At 64.3% G+C, this 19,520-nt stretch carries 15 protein-coding genes; all 15 read right to left on the bottom strand.

Annotated elements, in window-relative coordinates:
- Window positions 1–86: 86 nt before the first annotated feature.
- The gene (sigE, locus tag LKX83_RS07270; RefSeq protein ID WP_227881513.1) at window positions 87–809 is read right to left on the bottom strand and encodes an RNA polymerase sporulation sigma factor SigE; all 723 of its coding nucleotides are present in this window, start codon (window positions 807–809) and stop codon (window positions 87–89) included.
- 15 nt (window positions 810–824) lie between these two features.
- On the bottom strand, window positions 825–1,787 hold the full coding sequence (spoIIGA, locus tag LKX83_RS07265) for a sigma-E processing peptidase SpoIIGA (RefSeq protein WP_227881512.1): 963 nt from the start codon (window positions 1,785–1,787) through the stop codon (window positions 825–827).
- Window positions 1,788–2,118: 331 nt separating this feature from the next.
- A complete protein-coding gene (locus tag LKX83_RS07260; RefSeq protein WP_227881511.1) occupies window positions 2,119–3,528 on the bottom strand; it encodes an HD-GYP domain-containing protein in 1,410 nt (469 codons plus the stop codon).
- Between the two features lie 199 nt (window positions 3,529–3,727).
- Window positions 3,728–4,867 carry a cell division protein FtsZ gene (gene ftsZ / locus LKX83_RS07255; protein ID WP_227881510.1) on the bottom strand — a complete coding sequence of 380 codons (1,140 nt, stop codon included), beginning with the start codon at window positions 4,865–4,867 and terminating at the stop codon, window positions 3,728–3,730.
- Between the two features lie 50 nt (window positions 4,868–4,917).
- Window positions 4,918–6,162 (bottom strand): cell division protein FtsA, encoded by a 1,245-nt coding sequence (gene ftsA / locus LKX83_RS07250; protein WP_227881509.1) that lies wholly within the window; start codon window positions 6,160–6,162, stop codon window positions 4,918–4,920.
- A gap of 282 nt (window positions 6,163–6,444) precedes the next feature.
- The gene (locus LKX83_RS07245; protein WP_227881508.1) at window positions 6,445–7,188 is read right to left on the bottom strand and encodes a cell division protein FtsQ/DivIB; all 744 of its coding nucleotides are present in this window, start codon (window positions 7,186–7,188) and stop codon (window positions 6,445–6,447) included.
- Window positions 7,189–7,301: 113 nt separating this feature from the next.
- Entirely contained in the window at window positions 7,302–8,585 is a 1,284-nt protein-coding gene (murA, locus tag LKX83_RS07240) for a UDP-N-acetylglucosamine 1-carboxyvinyltransferase (RefSeq protein ID WP_227881507.1), read from the bottom strand.
- Between the two features lie 17 nt (window positions 8,586–8,602).
- The gene (gene murB, locus LKX83_RS07235; RefSeq protein WP_227881506.1) at window positions 8,603–9,508 is read right to left on the bottom strand and encodes a UDP-N-acetylmuramate dehydrogenase; all 906 of its coding nucleotides are present in this window, start codon (window positions 9,506–9,508) and stop codon (window positions 8,603–8,605) included.
- 227 nt (window positions 9,509–9,735) lie between these two features.
- Complete coding sequence (gene murG / locus LKX83_RS07230) at window positions 9,736–10,845, bottom strand: undecaprenyldiphospho-muramoylpentapeptide beta-N-acetylglucosaminyltransferase (RefSeq protein ID WP_227881505.1); 1,110 nt, start codon at window positions 10,843–10,845, stop codon at window positions 9,736–9,738.
- A gap of 6 nt (window positions 10,846–10,851) precedes the next feature.
- The gene (spoVE, locus tag LKX83_RS07225) at window positions 10,852–11,949 is read right to left on the bottom strand and encodes a stage V sporulation protein E (protein ID WP_227881504.1); all 1,098 of its coding nucleotides are present in this window, start codon (window positions 11,947–11,949) and stop codon (window positions 10,852–10,854) included.
- A 45-nt stretch (window positions 11,950–11,994) separates the two neighbouring features.
- Window positions 11,995–13,431 (bottom strand): UDP-N-acetylmuramoyl-L-alanine--D-glutamate ligase, encoded by a 1,437-nt coding sequence (murD, locus tag LKX83_RS07220; RefSeq protein ID WP_227881503.1) that lies wholly within the window; start codon window positions 13,429–13,431, stop codon window positions 11,995–11,997.
- A gap of 3 nt (window positions 13,432–13,434) precedes the next feature.
- Window positions 13,435–14,397, bottom strand: coding sequence for a phospho-N-acetylmuramoyl-pentapeptide-transferase (mraY, locus tag LKX83_RS07215; protein ID WP_227881502.1), 963 nt, complete (start codon window positions 14,395–14,397; stop codon window positions 13,435–13,437).
- A 1-nt stretch (window position 14,398) separates the two neighbouring features.
- On the bottom strand, window positions 14,399–15,817 hold the full coding sequence (locus LKX83_RS07210; RefSeq protein ID WP_227881501.1) for a UDP-N-acetylmuramoyl-tripeptide--D-alanyl-D-alanine ligase: 1,419 nt from the start codon (window positions 15,815–15,817) through the stop codon (window positions 14,399–14,401).
- Window positions 15,814–17,301 (bottom strand): UDP-N-acetylmuramoyl-L-alanyl-D-glutamate--2,6-diaminopimelate ligase, encoded by a 1,488-nt coding sequence (locus LKX83_RS07205; protein ID WP_227881500.1) that lies wholly within the window; start codon window positions 17,299–17,301, stop codon window positions 15,814–15,816. The genes LKX83_RS07210 and LKX83_RS07205 overlap by 4 nt, the downstream gene beginning before the upstream one ends.
- Window positions 17,302–17,497: 196 nt before the next feature.
- Window positions 17,498–19,450 (bottom strand): stage V sporulation protein D, encoded by a 1,953-nt coding sequence (locus tag LKX83_RS07200; protein ID WP_227881499.1) that lies wholly within the window; start codon window positions 19,448–19,450, stop codon window positions 17,498–17,500.
- Window positions 19,451–19,520: the final 70 nt, after the last annotated feature.

Genomic DNA, 19,520 nt, shown 5'->3' with positions numbered 1-19,520 from the left:
GTGTATTTTCCCTCCCGGGGAGCAGCGTTAATGTAAAGTATCTCCGGGGGAGGGGTTTTTATTCCGGTCTGAACTCCCGTTGCCGATCAAACCATTTTATTGAACTCTTTCCGAAGTCGCTTGATGATCCGCTTCTCCAGACGAGAAATGTACGATTGGGAAATGCCCAGCAGGTCTGCAACGTCCTTTTGGGTTTTCTCTTCGCCGTCGGCCAGGCCGAACCGCAGCTCCATGATCGTCCGCTCGCGGTCGGTCAGCTTGTCGAGCGCCTTGTGCAGCAGCTTGCGATCCACTTGCTCCTCGATGTTGCGGTAGATCGTATCGTTTTCCGTGCCGAGCACATCGGAGAGCAGCAGCTCGTTACCGTCCCAATCGATGTTGAGCGGCTCGTCGAAGCTCACTTCGGTGCGGGTTTTGCTGTTGCGGCGCAAATACATGAGAATCTCGTTCTCGATGCACCTGGAAGCATACGTCGCCAGCTTGATTTTTTTCTCCGGATCGAACGTATTGACGGCTTTGATCAAGCCGATCGCGCCGATCGAGACCAAATCTTCGATATGGATGCCGGTATTCTCGAACTTTCGGGCAATGTAGACGACCAGCCGCAGATTGCGCTCGATGAGCATCGCCCGGATCGCCGAGTCCCCGGAGGGCAGCCGTTCGAGCAGATACTCCTCTTCCTCGCGCGTGAGCGGGGGCGGCAGCGCCTCGCTGCCCCCGATGTAGTACACTTCCTCGCTCTTCCATCCAAACCAGAACAGCAGGCGATAGAGCGTCAGCTGGTACATCAGCTTCCATTTTACGAGCAATTCGACAACCTCCTGTCATGCGGTCTGGGATGGCGCCGACGCCTGTTCGCCGGCAAAGGTCAAATCGGCGTGCACGATGGCGCGGTAAGCGCCTTCGGCGGAAAGCGTCCCGCCGTCCAGGCCGATCAGCACCCGTCGGTGGGTCAAGGGATCGCCGCCCGAAACGGCGATCTCCACCGCGTCCGGCTTGACGGCCAGCATCAGCTTTGTCGTGCCGTTTACCCCGCGATAAGGCACAAGGCGAAGCCGATCGCTCCAGGCGAAGCCGCCCGGCGCCGACGGGTCCAGCTCGGAGACGAGCCGGTCCGCCGGCTCCTCCCGCAGCCGGTCGGCCCATCCGGGCGGCAGCTGCTCCCGCCAGACGGCCGCCTCCACAATCATGACGGGTATGCGCGTCAGCGGATCGTAGAGACGGTTGCCGGTATCCACAAGCCCCTTGCAGTGCCAAACTTGTCCGTCAATGCGCACGGCGACTTCCGCGAGCAGCGCCTCCAGCCGTTCCTGGCTTTGGACGCTTGTCTGCTCGCCCCGATAGAGCCAGATCGCCATCGCCGCGGTGACGGCGAACAGCGCCGCGGACATCTGAAAGGAAACCGCGATGCCGCCTCCGCTCGTCGCCTCCATGAGCGTCCAAGGGGAGCCCGCGTACTTCAGCAGCGAGGAAAGGCCGATCACCCCGCCCAGCGCCGCGAAGCTCGCCAAATAAAAGGAGCCCAGATGGCGGGCGAAACGAAGCGGGCCGCCGTAGCCGAAGGCCAGAAGCACCATCGCAACGGAGACGGCCATCTTGGCGCCGAGCGAATAGAGGTACGGCACTTCGGCCACGAACATGGCCGCCGCGTAGACCGCTCCGAGCGTCGCCGACGCGGCGATACGCCGCTTCGCCGGCCGAAGCCTGCGCACCTTGGCGGTCGCCAGCAGCACCGCGGCGTCCATCGCCAAGTTGGACAGGAACACCAAATCCACGTACACCGTCATGCCGATCGCTTCCTTCCGCCTCGAAACGCGGCGGGCCGGGTTCCCTCGTTCGCGCTTCCTCTCCGATCGTCTCCGATCGAGCCGACAGCGCCGCCGAGGGCGGCTCCGCCGGCTGTTCTGACGCTCCCGGAATGGATTGAACCCAGTATAATCCGTTTGATTTTCGGAGTCTGTCTAAACTTGCCGGCCTTCCGATAGTTTTTTTGTCGAGCCCGCCTGGCGCCGAACAGGGACTTTGGGCGGAGCGCGCCAGCATACGACAAAGCCGCCGGGACGTCCCGGCGGCTTTGTCGCACTGCGGCATGGCGAGATATGAAATGGGCTTTCCCGGCTACCCCACTTGGGGCAAAAATTGCTCGATCGAGACGTTCCGCATGTCCTGTTGGGATAAATGCCGCACTTTCTCGAGCTTTTCCTTGGGCAGCCGCTCGAACGCCTCGATGCAAGTTGGGCAAAACTGCGTGCCCGCGCATCGGCGCAGCTCTGCGATGGCCTCCTCGTGCGTGCGCGCGGACCGGTACGGCCGGTCCGACGTCATCGCGTCATAAGAATCGCAAATGGCGAAAATGCGTGCCTTGAGGGGAATCGACTCGCCGCCGATGCCGGCCGGATACCCGCGGCCGTCCCAGCGCTCGTGGTGATAGCGGACGATCTCCAGCGCCGGCTTCAGAAAATCGATGTGCTCCAGCATGTGGACGCCCATGCTGACGTGCGTACGCATGATCGCCCATTCCATGTCGTCTAGCGGCCCTTCTTTGCGCAGGATGGCGTCCGGGATGCCGATCTTGCCGACGTCATGCAGCAGCGCTCCGCGAATCAGCGTCTCGAGCTGTTCGCTGTTCATGCCGAGCTCCCGGCCGAGCAGCCACGAGTAGGCGGTGACCCGGTAGGAATGGCCTTGCGTCTCGTTGTCCCGGCTGTCGAGCGCGCTGCTGAGCGCGTGCAGGGACTCGTCGTAGGTTCGGCTAATGCGCTCGAGCAGATCGCCGCGCTCCCGGTGCTGGCGTCCGATCGTGCGGGAGGAACGGACGAACAGCTGGCGGAGGCCGAAAAACAGCGCGAGCATCCCCGCCGCCGTCAAAGCTGCCATCGTCATGCTGATGCGCAGGATGTTCGCTTGCTGGGCCGTCCAGTCTCGCGATGCCTCGACGATCCCGACGACCCGTCCGTCTCCGCCGGCGATCGGAATCCAAAGCTTGAGATAATCGCCTTGCTTTTCCGAAATCAGTTCGTCTCGAGCGAGCGCCCGCTCGAAGGCGGAACGGTCGGCAGCATCGACCTCCGAATGGAGCAGGGCACGATCGTAGCTGAATTGGACGATCCCGCTGCGATCGTACATCTGCACCTCGTGAATCTGATACAGATCGAAATGCATGCGGACGATCTGCTTCAGCGCTTCGTGGTCCGCATCCGTCGCGGCACCCTTCGCCGTGCGGCCGTCGCTCGCCGACGAACCGTCGTCCCTGCCGTGATGTGCTGCATGCTCGCCGGACTTCGCCTGTCCCCCATCCATCGAGGTGCCGCCGCCGTCCGGCGCGGCACCGGAGCCGAAGATGCCGCTCAGCTGCGGGAGAACGGAGAAGTGCCGTTCGACCGCGCTTCGCGTCACATCGCTCGTATCGCGGACGATCTGCTGGGAGATGAGGACGTAGGCCGCGTAAGACAGTGCGATGCCGAAGATGACGACAAAGCCGGCCAGCAGCAAAGTGAAGGAACGATACGGGTTGGACAACTTGGACATGTTGCACCTCTGGCAGCAGGCCGATGAATCGTGCTTCTTATGGCAGATTGCTTTCGACACGCCGGAGCGATTTCCTTCGCCCCGGACCGCCGGCGAACCAAAAAAAGACCGTCAGGCGGGAAGCCTGGACGGTCGCGGTGGTGCGTTCGGATCCGGTACGGTCCGCGGATCGGCCCGGAAGCCGCATCGCGGCTGGCCGTCAGCGGTCGCCGCGCGGGCGATTGCGCAGGAACGCGGGAATGTCCAGTTGATCGCTGGACGGCGTGTTGCTGCCGAAAGGACGCAGATTGCCGCCGGCCGAACGCGGTTCAGGCTGGTGCTCTGCCTGCGTTTGCGCCTGGCTGGAATTCTGGGCCTGAGGCGACATCGGACGACGGGTCGGCGCCTTATGCTCGAAGCCGGTCGCGATGACGGTGACTTTGATGTCATCCTTCATGCTGTCGTCGATGCTTGCGCCGAAGATCATGTTCACTTCGGGATCGGACGCGGAGATGACGATCTCGGCCGCCTCGTTCACCTCGAACAAGCTCAGGTTCGAGCCGCCCGTGATGTTCATGATGATGCCTCGCGCGCCCTCGATCGACGTCTCGAGCAGGGGGCTCATGATCGCCTTGCGGGCAGCGTCCATCGCGCGGTTCTCGCCGGACGCGACGCCGATGCCCATCAGCGCGGACCCGCGCTCCGTCATGATCGTCTTCACGTCCGCGAAGTCGAGGTTGATCAGACCCGGCACCGCGATCAGGTCGGAGATGCCCTGAACGGCCTGGCGGAGGACGTTGTCCGCTTCGCGGAACGCCTCCATCATCGGGGTTTTCTTGTCGACGATTTCGAGCAGGCGGTCATTCGGAATGACGATGAGGGTGTCGACCTTCTCCTTCAGCGCCTCGATGCCCAGCTCGGCCTGGCTGGAGCGCTTGCGTCCTTCGAACGTGAAGGGACGCGTAACGACGCCCACCGTGAGGGCGCCGCATTCCTTGGCGAGCTCGGCGATGACCGGCGCCGCGCCCGTCCCCGTGCCGCCGCCCATCCCTGCGGTGACGAACACCATGTCCGCGCCCTTCAGCGAGTTCATGATGCCTTCGCGGGATTCCTCGGCGGCCTTCTTGCCGACGTCCGGGTTCGCGCCGGCGCCGAGACCGCGCGTCAGCTTGTCCCCGATCTGGAGCTTCTGCTCCGACTTCGTCAGCTGCAGCGCCTGGGCGTCGGTGTTGACGGTGATGAATTCGACGCCTTTCACGCCGTTCTCGATCATGCGGTTTACCGCGTTGCTGCCGCCGCCACCGACTCCGATGACTTTGATTTTCGCGAGCGGTTCCATTTCAAAATCAAATTCCAACATATCTCAATACTCCTCCTCGCTTCGCTGGGTGGCTCGTCGTCAGCAGCGGCTTAAATGAACTCTTTGAACATGTTCTTAAACCACTCCATGACGCCCGGTTTGGACGGCGCCGCGCCGGAAGCCGCTTTGCTCTTCGCCGGACGCTTGGAAACGGGCGCGCCGCGGGTTCGAACGTATTTGGTGACGTACTGGATCATGCCGACCCCGCTGCTGAAGGACGGATCCCTCACGCCGATGAAGTCGGGCACCGCGATCCTCACGTTCGATTCGAGCTCGATTTGCGCCAGCGACAGGACGCTTGGCATCGAGACGGATCCGCCCGTCAGGACGTAGCCGTTCAGCTTGTCCAGGTACCCCAGCCGCTTGACTTCTTGCCTGATCATATGGAAGATCTCTTGCATGCGAGGCTCGATGATGTTCGCCAGCTCGAGCTGGGAGAATTCCTTCTCCACGTTGCTGCCGACGCGCATCACCTTGAACTTCAGATCGTCCGCCGCTTCGTCCACGCGGGCGCAGCCGTACTTCAGCTTGATCTTTTCGGCGTGCTCCGTCTGCGTCTTCAAGCCGTAGCAGATGTCGCTCGTCACGTAATCGCCGCCGATCGGCAGCGTCGAAACGGCGACGAGACTGCCGCCCTCGAAGATCGCGAGCGTCGTGGACCCCGCGCCGATATCGGCGAGCACCGTGCCCATTTGCTTCTCGTCCTTCGTGAGCGCCATCATGCCCGAAGCCAGCGACATCAGCACGATGCCGGATATGCGCAGGCCCGCCTTTTCGACGCAGCGCATCAAATTATGTACGGCGGCCTTCGTGCCGGTGATGATCGTGCATTCCACCTCGAGGCGGACGCCGATCATCCCGCGCGGGTCTTGGATGCCGGACAGCCCGTCCACGAGAAACTGCTTGGGCAAAAGCCCGATGATCTCGCGTTCGGGCGGCAGGGCGACGACCTTGGCGGCCTGCAGCACACGTTCGATATCTTCCTCGCCGATCTCCCGGTCTTCGTTGGAGACGGCGACGACGCCATGATTGCTCTGGAGCGAAATATGGTTGCCGGCGATGCCGACGTATACCTCGCCGATCGAAATGCCGACCATCCGTTCGGCATGATCCACGGCGTTGCGAATGGATTGAACGGTCTGATCGATATCGACAATGGCGCCTTTGCGGATGCCATCGGAATCCGCCGATCCGACGCCGATGATATTCATGGCTCCGTTGCTCATTTCCCCGATGATCACCCGAACCTTAGAGGTTCCGATGTCTAGGCTGACGATGAGATCACTGCTACTCAACCGGTGGCACCTCCCATTGGTCGATGAAAAATCTGCGAAAAGGGATGCTTCCTCTACATATTCAACATCTGCGTGCTTTTCCCTCTTTTTTCTACAAAATTTTTGACGTCTCGGGCATTGTAATAATTTCCACGAAACCGCGTCAAAAACAAATGCGGGACGCGCCCGAAAGCTTGTCCGAAAATCGGTTGGCGAAGCGCCGGCCATCGCGACCGGTAAGCCAAATTCTAGCATGCTTTGTACGGCTTGAGTAGAGTCCTTTTCCTTATGTTTACAGCGCTTCTAGCCGCTCGACGAGGCAGTTTGTGCTGAATAAGGCCGATAGGTGTCCGAATCCAGCATGACGACCTGTCCGGGCTCCCGGTTCTCTACCAGCTCGTTCAAAATGTCGATCTTGTCGGCCAGCTTGCCGACGGTCGTAATGACCTCGAACCGCGATCGGGTATAAAGCTTGATCCGGTCGGGGTACGCCTTCGACGGATCCGGCGAAATTTGCGACAAATCGCCGAGCTGCGCATCCTGGATCTTCGCGAGCACCCGGCACAGCTCGAGGCGCTGCGGATCGTCGGCACTCCAGCCGGCCAGCACCGGCTTGTTCGGGAGAGCCGTCCCTTCCTTGGACGGAAGAACGAGGCCGCTCTCCAGCACAAGGCCGAGCTTCCCGTCCGCGCCCAGCTCGACGGCGACCGGCTGGTACTCCTTGACGACGATCGTCAGCTTGCCGGGGAACCGCTTTTTCGCTTGAACGGCGTTGACGGCCGGCAGTTGCCCGACCCGCCGCTCGAGCGTCTTCGAGCCCGGCGCGAAAAACGAATCGCCGATCTGCACATTCAGCGCCTGGGCGATCTCCGCCTGCGAGACGTAGTAGTTTCCGGTCACTTCGATCGAGGTGACGCGGGACAGGGAGGAGCGGAAAAAGAGCACGACGAGCAAGATGACGAACAGCGCGACGACGATCCACAGCAACTTGCTTCTGCGGCGCCGTTCCGCCGGCTCCCGCGGAATCGCGGGAATCCGCTCATTCATTCCGTCCACCTCTTTTCTATGTCCCTAGTAAACTTGATCGAGAGAGGCTTGTCCGCGCGCGGCGCAAAAAAGGTCCCCGCTGCGGGTAACGGCCGCTGCCACGGGGATGGGCTTTACCTGATCTTGCCCGATACGGTCCGGTCTTCGGCGCGGCGCCAGATCTGGCCGCCCAACCGACTGAACATCTGCTCGATCCGGTCATAGCCCCGGTCGATATGGTGCACCTGCTCGACGGTCGTGCGCCCCTGCGCCGCGAGGCCGGCGATGACGAGCGCCGCGCCCGCCCGCAGGTCGGTCGCTTCCACCGTCGTGCCGTACAGCCTCGGAACGCCGCGCACGAACGCGGTGTTGAGATCGATGCGGATATCCGCCCCCATGCGGCACAATTCTTCCACATGCTTGAAGCGGCCTTCGAATACCGTTTCCTTGATGACGCTGACGCCGTCGGCCAGCGACAGCAGAATCATCAGCTGCGCCTGCAAATCGGTCGGAAATGCCGGGTACGGCGAGGTCACGACCCGATCCACCGCGCGAGGACGCGCGGTTGCGCCAACTTTCATTATACCATTACTTACCTCGATTTGAACACCGGCCCGCCGCAGCACGTGGATCAGCGAAGTCAGGTGCGCCGGCTCGGAGCCCTCGAGCGTCACCTCGCCGCGCGTGGCGGCCGCGGCCACCATCACCGTGCCCGTCACGATCCGATCCGGGATGATTTCGTAGTCGCATCCGGAGAGCGAATTCACCCCGTCGACCGTGATCGTGTCGGTCCCCGCTCCGCGCACCTGCGCGCCCATCCGGTTCAGGAACGACTGCAGATCCTGAATCTCCGGCTCGCGCGCCGCCCCGACGATCGTCGTGCGGCCCTGGGCCTTTACGGCGGCCATCATGATATTTTCCGTCGCGCCGACGCTCGGGAAGTCGAGGATGATCTCGGCTCCCTTCAGCTGGCGCGCGCGGCAGACGATGCGGCTGCCCATCTCCTCGATCTCCGCGCCGAGCGCGGCGAGTCCGCGCAAATGCAGATCGATCTTGCGTTCGCCGATCGCGCAGCCCCCCGGCTGATAGACGTGCACTTCGCCGAAACGAGCGAGCAGCGGGCCCATCAGAAAGACGGACGAGCGCATGAGCCGCATGAGGCTTTCCGGCACGTGCGAAGACGAGGCGACCTTGCTGTCGACGGTCACGACGCCGAAGCCATGGTGCGTGCGGCAGCCGAGATCGCTTAAAATGTCTAGCATCACTTCGATATCGAGCAGTTCCGGTACGTTGCGGATCGTTACCGTTCCGTCCGCCAGCAGGCTGGCGGCGAGAATCGGCAATGCGGCGTTTTTGGCTCCGTGGATGCGTATGGTGCCCGAAAGCGGCTTTCCGCCTTCAATCACCAATTTGTCCAAGGGGTTTCACCTCCGGATTACCGCTCACCCATCAGGAGAACCTCCGGCACCAATCGGATGTTGAACTGGTCCTCTACGGTTCGCTGAACCCGACGCATGAGCGCGAGCACGTCCTCGGCCGTCGCATCGCCCTGGTTGACGATGAAGTTGGCATGCAAGAGGGAAACTTCGGCCCCGCCTTCGCGGGCGCCCTTGAGACCGGCGGCTTCGATGAGCCGGGCCGCGTGATCGCCCGGCGGATTGCGAAACACGCTGCCGGCGCACGCCATCTGCAGCGGCTGCGTCCGCAGCCTCCGATCCTTGTAGGAAGCGAGCATCGCCGCGATCTCCTTGCGGTCGCCGGGCACCAGCTCGAACGAGGCGCCCGTGACAATGCCCCTGCGTTCGTGCAGCACCGAGTGTCGGTAGCCGAAGTTCATCTGTTCCTTCCCGTAGGTGCCGCTCGTGCCGTCTTCCCAGACGATGTCGGCTGACTTGAAGATACGCGATACGTCCGAACCATGGGCGCCGGCGTTCATGTAGACCGCTCCGCCCACCGTTCCCGGAATGCCTCCCGCGAATTCCAGGCCGGTGAGCCCCTCCTTGCCCGTCACCACCGAAAGCTTGATGAAGGAGTAGGATGCGCCCGCCGCGACGAGCCCGCCGTCGAAGCGGACCTCGTCGAAGCCGGCGCCGAGCTTGATGACGGCTCCGCGCACGCCTTTGTCGGAGACGAGGGTATTGGAGCCGCGCCCCAGCACCGTCCAAGGGATGCCGTGCCGGTGCAGCGCCTGCAGCGCTGCCGCGAGCTCCTCCCGGGTATTCGGAACGATGAATACGTCCGCGGGCCCGCCGATTTTCCAAGTCGTATGCTTGGCGAGCGGCTCGCCGTACGTTACGCTTTCGACCGGACTGCGTTCCAGGTCCGCGATCAATTGCTGCATGGATGTTCCTCCTTACCCTTCTCTTTCCTGGTTGCGGGGCCTCATGACGCCGTGCGCCCGTTCGTCCGTCGCGATCACGTAGTATCTTATGTCGCGTCCGCAGGCGTGGTGACAGACGCCCAGCAGCCAAGCTTGAATCGGGCGGCGGCGTCAGCGGAATAATGCCGCGCCGCCCGCGTTTGAAATATATACGTTCTGCGGGTCCGCGCGTTCCGGGCCCGCCCGGCTCAACGCCGCCGGATCAGCGCTTCGAGCTGATCGCAGATGGCGCCGGCGGCCTCCGGCATGCCGAGACGCCGGGACGCCTCCGCCATCGCACGGCGGCGTACGTCGTCGCCCATGATCGCGGCGATCCGGGCGTACAGCAGGTCGCCCGTGAGCTCGCGCTCAAGGATCATTTCGCCGCCGCCGCCGGCCGCGAGGCTTTCCGCGTTCGGCTGCTGATGGTTGTTCGTGACGTTCGGCGAAGGCACGAGAATGGCCGGGACGCCGAGCGCGGTGATCTCGGCGAGCGACGAGGCGCCCGCCCGGCTCACGACGAGCGAAGCCGCCGCCAGCACCTCGGGCATGTTGTGCACGTACGGGACGACCTGAATCCGGCCCGCGTCCGCGGCCGGGAGCTTCTGCATCCGCGCCTTGGCCTCCTCGTAATAGCGCTCGCCGGAGACGAACACGAAGTGGACGTCCGGCAAGCCCGACAGCCGCGGCGCCATGTCCGCGATCGCGTCGTTCAGCGCCTTCGCGCCGCGGCTGCCGCCGACGGCCAGCACGAATTTCGCGCCGGGACGCAGACCCAGCGAGGCGTAGCCCTTGGCCGGGTCGGCGCCGACGACGGCGCTCGCGCACGGATTGCCGGCGTGGAAGACGTTGCGCGCGCGCGCGAAATGCGGCTTGGAATCCGCGAAGCTGACGGCGATTCCGTCCGCGTACCGGCTCAGAAACTTGTTCGTCAAGCCGGGAACGACGTTTTGCTCGTGAATGAGCGTCGGGATGCCGAGCTTGGCGGCCGCGTAGACGACCGGACCGCAGACGTAGCCGCCCGTCCCGACGACCGCGTCGGGGCGAAACGCCTTGAGCAGCGCCTTCGACCGGCGCACGCCCTGCACGAAGCGCACGACGGTCTTTACGTTTTCCATGGACAGCGACCGGCGGAAGCCGGTAATGTCGATGCTCTCGAACCGCACCCCCTGCTGGGGCACGATCTTGCTTTCCAGACCGCGCTTTGTGCCTATGTACAGCAGCGTGCTGTCCGGCTGCCGGCGCTCCGCCTCCCGCCCGATGGCGAGCGCGGGGTAGATGTGCCCGCCGGTACCGCCGCCTGTCAACACAATGCGCATCCTAAGTCACCTCGAATAACGGGATAAATTCAATAAAATGCCCAGCGCCGTCAGCAGCAGCGTCAGCGACGAACCGCCGTAGCTGACGAGCGGCAGCGTGATGCCCGTGACGGGCATCAGGCCGATGACGACGCCGATATTGATCAAAACCTGAACCGCGACGATGCCGACGATCCCCGCCGCGAGAAAGCTTCCGAACGGATCGGAAATCGTGATGGCGACGCGCATCCCCCGCCAGATCAGCAGGAGAAACAGCAGCAGCAGCAGCGTGCCGCCGATAAAGCCGAGCTCCTCCGCCAGGATCGAAAAAATAAAGTCCGTCTGCGGTTCGGGCAGATAGTTGTATTTTTGCCGGCTCATGCCGAGACCAAGCCCCACGAGTCCCCCCGGCCCGATCGCGTACAGCGACTGGATCGACTGGTAGCCGGCGCCGAGCGGATCCTTCCATGGGTCGAGGAAGGTCGTGATCCGCAGCAGCCGGTACGGCGCGGCGGCGATCAAGCCGACGAAGCCGGCCAGTCCGAGCAGCCCCAGACCGCCGAGATGCGTAAGTCTGGCGCCCGCGACGTAAATGACGAGCAGCGAAGCGCCCAGCATGACGGCACCCGTGCCGAGGTCCGGCTGGAGCATGATGAGGCCGAACGCGCCCCCGAGGATGGCGAGCGGCGGGAGAAGCCCCGACGTGAAGGAAACGAGCTTCTCCTGCCGTTCGGTCAAGTAGCGGGCGAGGAACAGGATCATCGCCAGCTTCATGAATTCGGACGGCTGGATGCCGAAGCTTCCGATGCCGAGCCAGCTGCGCGCCCCGCCCCGGACGTTGCCGATGCCGGGGATGAGAACGAGAAGCAGCAGGCCGAAGCAGATCAGCAGCCCGGGCAGCGCCCACTTGCGCAAGCGCGCGTAGTCCACGTTCATCGTGACGAACATCGCGGCGACGCCGAGCACGGCGAACAGCAGCTGCCGCTTGACGTAGTAGAACTTGTCGCCGTAATCGTGGAACGCGGCGACGGCGCTGGCGCTGTATACCATGATCACGCCGATCGCCAGAATGCCGATCGTCGCGACGATCATCCAGATATCGGGAGCGGAACGGGATTTGGCCATGAACCGGACACCTCGCGTGCGAAGAAGTGGGGACAGGCCCCCTTCTTACAACGTATGCGCCGATTCCTTAAAAATGCGGCCCCGGTCCTCGTAGGAGGGAAACATGTCCCAGCTCGCGCAGGCCGGCGACAGGAGCACGGTGTCTCCCGGCTCGGCAAGCGCGGCGGCTTCTTCCACGGCCCGGCGCAGCGTAACGGCGGCATCCCCCTCAGGTTCGACGATTATCACGTCGGTTAAACCGGCCGCTTCCGCTACGCGGCGAATCTTGTCGCGCGTCTGGCCGAGGGCGACGACCGCCTTCAGCCGCTCCCGGAACGTGGGCAGCAGCTCCATATAGTCGGAGCCGCGGTCCAGCCCGCCCGCGATGAGCACGAGCGGCGACGGCAGCGAAGCGACCGACATGGCGGTCGCCGTCGGGTTGGTCGCCTTCGAATCGTTGTAGTACCGCGCGCCGCGGAACGTGCCGACGAACTCTAGCCGGTGCTCCACGCCGCGGAACTGCTCCAGCGGACGAACGAGCGAGGCCGGAGACGCGCCCGCCGCCAGCGCGATGGCGATCGCCGCCAGCGCGTTCGCGCAGTTGTGCCGGCCCGGAATGCCGAGCCGGTCCGTCCGCGCGATGCGCGTCTCGCCGCCGTCGCCGGTCCGCGAGACGATCCAGCGTTCGCCCTTCTCCCCCGCTTCGTCCGCTTCGCCCGCCGCCGGGAAGGGCGGCTCGACGCAGACGCCGGCCGCCAGCCGCCGCGTCAGCGAGAACGGCCGCAGTTCGGCGGAGGACGACTCGGCGATGCGGACGCACGCGCCGTCGTCGGCGTTGTAGACGGCCGTATCCTCCGGCGTCAGGTTCGCGAACAGCTTCGCCTTGGCGTCGACGTAATCGTCCATCGTGCCGTGGTAGTCCAGATGCGTCTCGGCGATGTTGAGCAAGCATGCGATGCGCGGGTGAAAGTCGCGGGTTCCTTTCAGCTGGAAGCTGGACAGCTCGGCGACGAGCCATCCTTCCGGCGACACCTCCTGCGCCGCTTCGCACAGCGGGCGGCCAATATTGCCGGCTACGAGCGGGGACAGTCCCGCGGCCGCCAGCAGCTCGCCCGTCCAGGTCGTCGTCGTCGTCTTGCCGTTGGAGCCGGTGATGCCGACAATCGGGGCCGACGAGATTCGTCCGGCCGCCTCCACCTCGGTGACGATCTCCACGCCGAGCCGCTCCGCTTGAACGATCGGAGGCGCGGCATACGGGATGCCCGGATTTTTGATCAGCAGCGCCGTCTCTTCCGTCACAAGGTCGTCCGGGTGACCGCCGCATACAACAGAAATGCCCAAAGCCTCGAGCTCCGAGGCTTCGGGACACTCCTCCCGCGATTTGCGATCGTTCGCGACGACGTGCGCGCCGGCGGCATGGAACAGCTTGGCGGCGGCGACGCCGCTCCGGGCGAGGCCCAGGACGACGACGCGCCGATTTCGATAGTCTTGAAGTGGCTTCATGCGCTATATCCCCTTATACAAGATCAGGCCCACGCCCGCGAGCACCAGGCCCGCCAGCCAGAATGTGGTTACGACGCGCCATTCGGACCAGCCCGTCAATTCGAAGTGATGGTGGATCGGACTCATTTTGAATACCCGCTTGCCTCTCGTCTTAAACGAGGCGACCTGAATGATGACCGACAGCATTTCGATGACGAACACGCCGCCGATGACGATGAGCAGCAGCTCCGTCTTCGTCAGGATCGCGACGGCCGCGAGCCCCCCGCCAATGCCGAGCGACCCCGCGTCGCCCATGAACACCTTCGCGGGATGCGCGTTGTAGACGAGGAAGCCCAGCACCGCGCCGATCATCGCCGCAGAGAAAATCGCGGACTGCTGTTGCGTCGCTTCGAGCGCGATGAACGCGAACGCGCCAAATGCCAGGGCGCTTGTCCCGGACAGAAGGCCGTCCAATCCGTCGGTAAAATTCACCGCATTGCTCGAAGCGAAGAAAATGACGATGACGAACAAATAGTAGCCCCAGCCGAGATCGATCGACCAGCTCGTGCCGGGCATCCCGATCGTCGTACCGTGGCCCATCCGGTACAGCAGAAAGCAGAACAGGACGGAGAAGAGCAGCTGGCCGAACAGCTTCTGCTTGGCGGTCAGGCCGAGCGAGCGCTTCAGCGCGATCTTGATATAGTCGTCGAGGAAGCCGACGAGACCGAATCCGAGACTCGCGACGAGCAGCGACCAGAAGGCGAGTCCCCGGTCGGAAAATTTCAGAAACGCGAGCGTCAGGGCGAGCAGGATGATGATGCCGCCCATCGTCGGCGTTCCGGTCTTCTTGAGATGCGATTGCGGCCCTTCGACCCGCACCTGCTGGCCGAACTTGAGCCGGCGCAGCAGCGGAATGAACAGCGGGCCGAGCAGCGCGGCCAGCACGAAGGAGACGCCGAGCGTCCATAATGTCGAAGCGTAGTCCAACTCAGTTCCCCCCCGTTCCTTGCCGCAGGCGCCGGACGACTTCCTCGAGTCGCATGCCGCGCGAAGCCTTCACGAGCACGAGATCGTCGGGCGCGAGCGCCTGAAGCACCGCGTCCGCCAGCTCGCCCTTGTCGGCGAAATGGCGCACGGCGCCTTCCGGCAACCGCGCCTTCGCGGCGTCGGCCGTATGCGCGGACAGCGGCCCGAAGGCGAACAGTCCGTCCACGCGGTCCGAAGACAGCTCACGGCCGATGCCCGCGTGGAACTCGGCCTCGTCGGGGCCGAGCTCCAGCATGTCGCCGAGGACGAGCCATTTTCGGCGGAAGCCCCCGAGCCGGGCGACGAGATCGATCGCCGCCCGCATCGAGGTGGGACTGGCATTGTAGGCGTCGTTCAACACGAGCGCGCCGTTCCAGGCCGCCGTCCGCTCGATGCGCATGCCGGTCAACGCCGCCGACCGAAGTCCGTCTGCGATTTGCGCCTCGGGCACGCCGAACAGACGGCCGACCGCGATGGCGGCGAGCGCGTTGATCGCGTTGTGGCGTCCGGGGATCGACAGCTCGAAGGGCTCGCGTGCTTCATCCCCCGCCAGGGCGAACGTCACGCCGTCCGGACGGACGTCGATCCGCGCCGCGCGCAGGTCGTCCCCCGCGTCCTCTCCGAAGGTGACGGCGCGCAGCCGCCCGGCCGGCAGGTTCAACGCAGCGAGCTCTTCCCGGAGCAGCGGCTCGTCGCCGTAATAGACGAGCGTGCCGCCCGGCTTCAGCCCTTCGGCGATTTCCAGCTTGGCGCGGGCGATGTTGCGCCGCGAGCCGAGCTGCAGCAGGTGCGACTCGCCGACGTTCGTGATGACGGCCGCATCCGGCGGCGCGATGCCGGCGAGCAGCGCAATCTCGCCCCGCGCGCTCATGCCCATCTCGAGCACGAGCACTTCCGCGGCGGGGTCCGCCCGCAGGATCGTGAGCGGAAGTCCGATATGATTATTGAAGTTGCTTTCGGTTTTCACGACTTGGTACGTCGTCGCGAGGACCGAGGCGATCAAGTCTTTGGTCGTCGTCTTGCCGTTGCTGCCGGTCACCCCGACGACGCGGGGATTCCAGGAAGCGAGATAGCGGGCCGCCAGCGCCTGCAGCGCGGCGAGCGTATCCGGCACGCGGACGAGCGGCAGCGCCGTCTCCGGGGCCGGCCGGTCCGCCTGCCAGAGCGCGGCGGCCGCTCCGGCCGCCTCCGCCTCCGCCAGATAGTCATGCCCGTCGAAGCGGTCGCCCGCGAGCGGCACGAACAGCTGGCCGGCCGCGGTCGACCGCGAATCGGTCGACGCGCCGGCGATCCGCCGCACGCCCGCGGCATCCGCGTCCCGCGCCGAAATCCCGGCGGCTCCGCACCAGGCGGCAACTTCGTTTAGCGTCGCTTGAATCACTGCACCCGTCTCCTTATGGCGGCTCGCGCCTCGAGGCGGTCGTCGAAGTCGTGCTTGACGCCGCCGATGTCTTGATAGGTTTCATGGCCTTTTCCCGCTATCAATACTACATCCCCCGGGCTTGCCATTTCAACCGCTTTTTGGATCGCCTCGCGCCGGTCGGGCACGAGGGAATAGCCGTCCGCCGGCGTGTTCGCCTCGCGCAGCCCCGCCTCGATGTCCCGCAGGATCGCCTCCGGATCCTCGGTGCGCGGATTGTCGCTCGTCACAATCAGGTAGTCCGCCCATTCGGCGGCGATCCTCCCCATGATCGGCCGCTTCGTCCGGTCGCGGTCCCCGCCGCAGCCGAAAACGCAGATGACGCGTCCTTCGGCGATTTCCCGCACGGTGCGCAGCACGTTGTCCAACCCGTCCGGCGTATGCGCGTAGTCGACGATAACGGCATAGGGCTGCCCCACGTCGACCGCCTCGACCCGGCCGGGCACGACCGGCGTTTCTTCGAGGCTGTGGACCGCGGCGCCCAGCGCGATGCCTTCGCAGAGCGCGGCGGCTAGGGCGGCCAGCGCGTTATAGACGTTGAACTTGCCGACGAGCCGCAACTGGACGTCCCGGCTGCCCTTGAATGTCTCGACCCGGAAGGACGTGCCCCGGGACGTGATGCGGACGTTCTTCGCGCGGACGTGCGCCTCGCGCTCGACGCCATAGGTGACGACCTCCGCGGCGGTCAGCTTGGCGTATTGAGCCGACGCCTCGTCGTCCGCGTTCAGCACCGCGTACGTCCGCTGCGCCGGATCCGCGGCGTAGGCGTTGCCGAGCCGCGAGAAGAAAAGTCCCTTCGCAGCGGCGTACGCCTCCATCGTGCCGTGGTAGTCCAGATGGTCCTGCGTCAGATTGGTGAAGATCGCGGTGCGGAACCGGGTGCCCTTCACCCTCCCCTGCTCCAGCGCGTGCGAGCTGACCTCGATGACGGCCCGCTCCGTCCCCGCTTCGACCATTCGGGCGAACAGCCGTTGCAGGCCGAGCACGTCCGGCGTGGTGCCGGACATGGGCACCGACTGCCCGGCGAACCGGGCTTCGATCGTGCCGATCACGCCGGGCGACACGCCCGCGTCCGCGAGAATCCGCTCGACGAGATAGGTCGTCGTCGTCTTGCCGTTCGTCCCGGTGACGCCGATCGGCCGCAGTCGGTGCGACGGCTGGCCGTAGTAGGCGTCCGCCAGCACGGCGAGCGCGTGGCGGACGTCGGGCACGACGATCTGCGCGACGGGCAGCGGCAGCTCGCGGTTCGTGACGAGCGCCGCGGCGCCCCGCTCCGCCGCTTGCGGCGCGAAGTCGTGTCCGTCGACGGTGTGGCCGGGCAGGCAAAAAAACAGCTGCCCGGGCGCAACAGCACGGGAATCCGCTTCGAGGCCCGTCAACTCCTTATGGGTATCGCCGATCGTTCGATAGACCAGCAAATGTTCGCATAGCGTATGTAACTGCATCGTATTCTGGGCCCCCTTCGACAACTTCCTCTCCATTATCGACCAACGTCATGCCCCTTACAAGAGAAAGGGTCCGTTTCTTTGAAAATGCTAATGTGCGAATTGGTCGGCCCGCCACATCCTGCCATACCTGTCAGGAGGACGGCCGCGCGAAGCGGCTTGCCAGCCGCTCCGCGCCCGATCTCCTCCCCCTCCGTCAATGGCTGCCGGGCGCCGCGCCGCCTTTGCCGTTGTCCTCGTCGCCGAGATAGATGCGGATGGTCGACCCTTTCGGCACCCGCTGTCCTGCGGCCGGCGCCTGGCGGAGGACTGTCCGCCCTTTGCCCGAAGCCGACAGGTTGAAGTTCATGTTCATGTCCTCGTACAGGTCCGTCGCCGTCTTGCCGACGATGTTCGGCACCGTCACCATCGGCACCTCGCCGTATTTGTACTCCTTGTTCAGCTGCTTTTCGCGCGGCGCGACGCCGAGATGCGGCAGCGCGTCGGCCATAATGTTGCGAACGATCGGAGCGGCGACGACACCGCCGAACTGGATGCCCTTCGGATTGTCCACCGCCACGTACACGACGATTTTCGGATCGTCCGCCGGGGCGAAGCCGATGAACGAAACGATGTGCTCGCTCGCGGAGTAGACGCCGTTCACGACTTTCTGCGCGGTCCCCGTCTTGCCCCCGACGCGGTAGCCGTCGAGGAACGCGTTGCCCCCTGTGCCTTGGGCGACGACGCTTTCGAGCGCTTCGCGCACCTGTTTCGACGTCTCCGGCGAGATGACCTGGCGGACCAGCTCGGGCTGCACTTCTTCCCGCACCTCGCCGGTTTCCGGCTGAATCCATGCCTTGGCGACGTGGGGCTTGAACAGCTTGCCCCCGTTGATCGCGGCAGCGACGGCGGTAATCTGCTGGATCGGCGTGACCGACACCCCTTGGCCGAACGCCGTCGTCGCCAGTTCGACGGGGCCGACGTTGGCCGGCTTGAACAGAATGCCGTTCTCTTCGCCTTCGAGATCGATGCCGGTCCGCTTGCCGAAGCCGAACCCTTTGATATAGTCGAACAGCTTCTCCTTGCCGAGCCGCTGTCCGAGCGCGACGAAGCCCGGGTTGCAGGAGTTTTCCACAACTTCGAGGAACGTTTGGCTGCCGTGTCCGCCTCTTTTCCAACAGCGAAGCTTGGCCCCCGCTACGTCGACGTAGCCCGGATCGTAGAAACGCTCGTTTTTCAAATCCACCTTGCCTTCCTGCAGCGCGGCGGACAGCGTGATGATCTTGAACGTGGACCCCGGTTCGTACGTCATCCAGATCGGCAGATTGCGGTTGTACACCTGCGGATCGACTTCCTGGTACTTGTCGGGCTGAAACGTCGGGCGGCTGCCCATCGCGAGAATTTCGCCCGAGCTCGGGTCCATCGCGATTGCGATGACATGGTCAGGCTGATATTTGAGCATCGCCTGGTCGAGCTCGCGTTCCACGATCGATTGGACGGTCTGATCGATCGTGAGCTGCAGCGTCAGGCCGTCCTTGGGCGGCTGGTACGCTTCGTTCGAATTCGGCATTTGCCTTCCTGCCGCGTCCGTCAGGAACGACAGGCTCCCCGGCACGCCGGACAGCTGGCTGTCGTACTTTTTCTCGACGCCGGTCAGGCCGCCGTCGTAGCCGGTAATGCCGAGCACCTGGGCGGCCATTTCGCCGAACGGATAGTAACGTTTGTTATCGCCGGCCACGTAGATGCCGGGCAGCGCCAGATCGACGATCTGCTGAGCGAGCTCGGCCGTGATCTTGCGTCCGCCGGGCCAGAGCTTCACGCTGCTTTCCCTTTTGCTCAAGAGGGTGTTGAGCTTTTCCTCGGTCATGCCGAGCAAAGGGGCAAGCCGGCGCGCGGCATCGGCCTTGTCCTTGACTTGGGCCGGCACCGCGTAAACCGTCGGGGAGCTAATATTGTAAGCCAGCTTCACGCCGTTGCGGTCGGTGATCGTGCCGCGGTTGGCCTCGAAGGGAATGTTGCGGCGCCAGGAATCCTCCGCTTGCTTGGCGAGATCTCCGCCTTTGTACAACTGGACGTAGGCCAGCCTGAATACGAGCGCGAGAAAAGCGACGAACACCGCGACAAGGGCGATAAACAGCCGCCTGCGCACGGTGACTTGCGAGATTTTCACGAGACAACCCCCTCCCCCGGAACGTCGGAGTATTACTCCCAAACTATTCCGGGATGGAGGGGGTTAGAAC

Origin of the sequence: Cohnella baijiui, from assembly GCF_020731285.1 — a bacterium.
GTDB lineage: Bacteria > Bacillota > Bacilli > Paenibacillales > Paenibacillaceae > Cohnella.
This window is presented reverse-complemented; position numbering and strand designations above follow the sequence as displayed.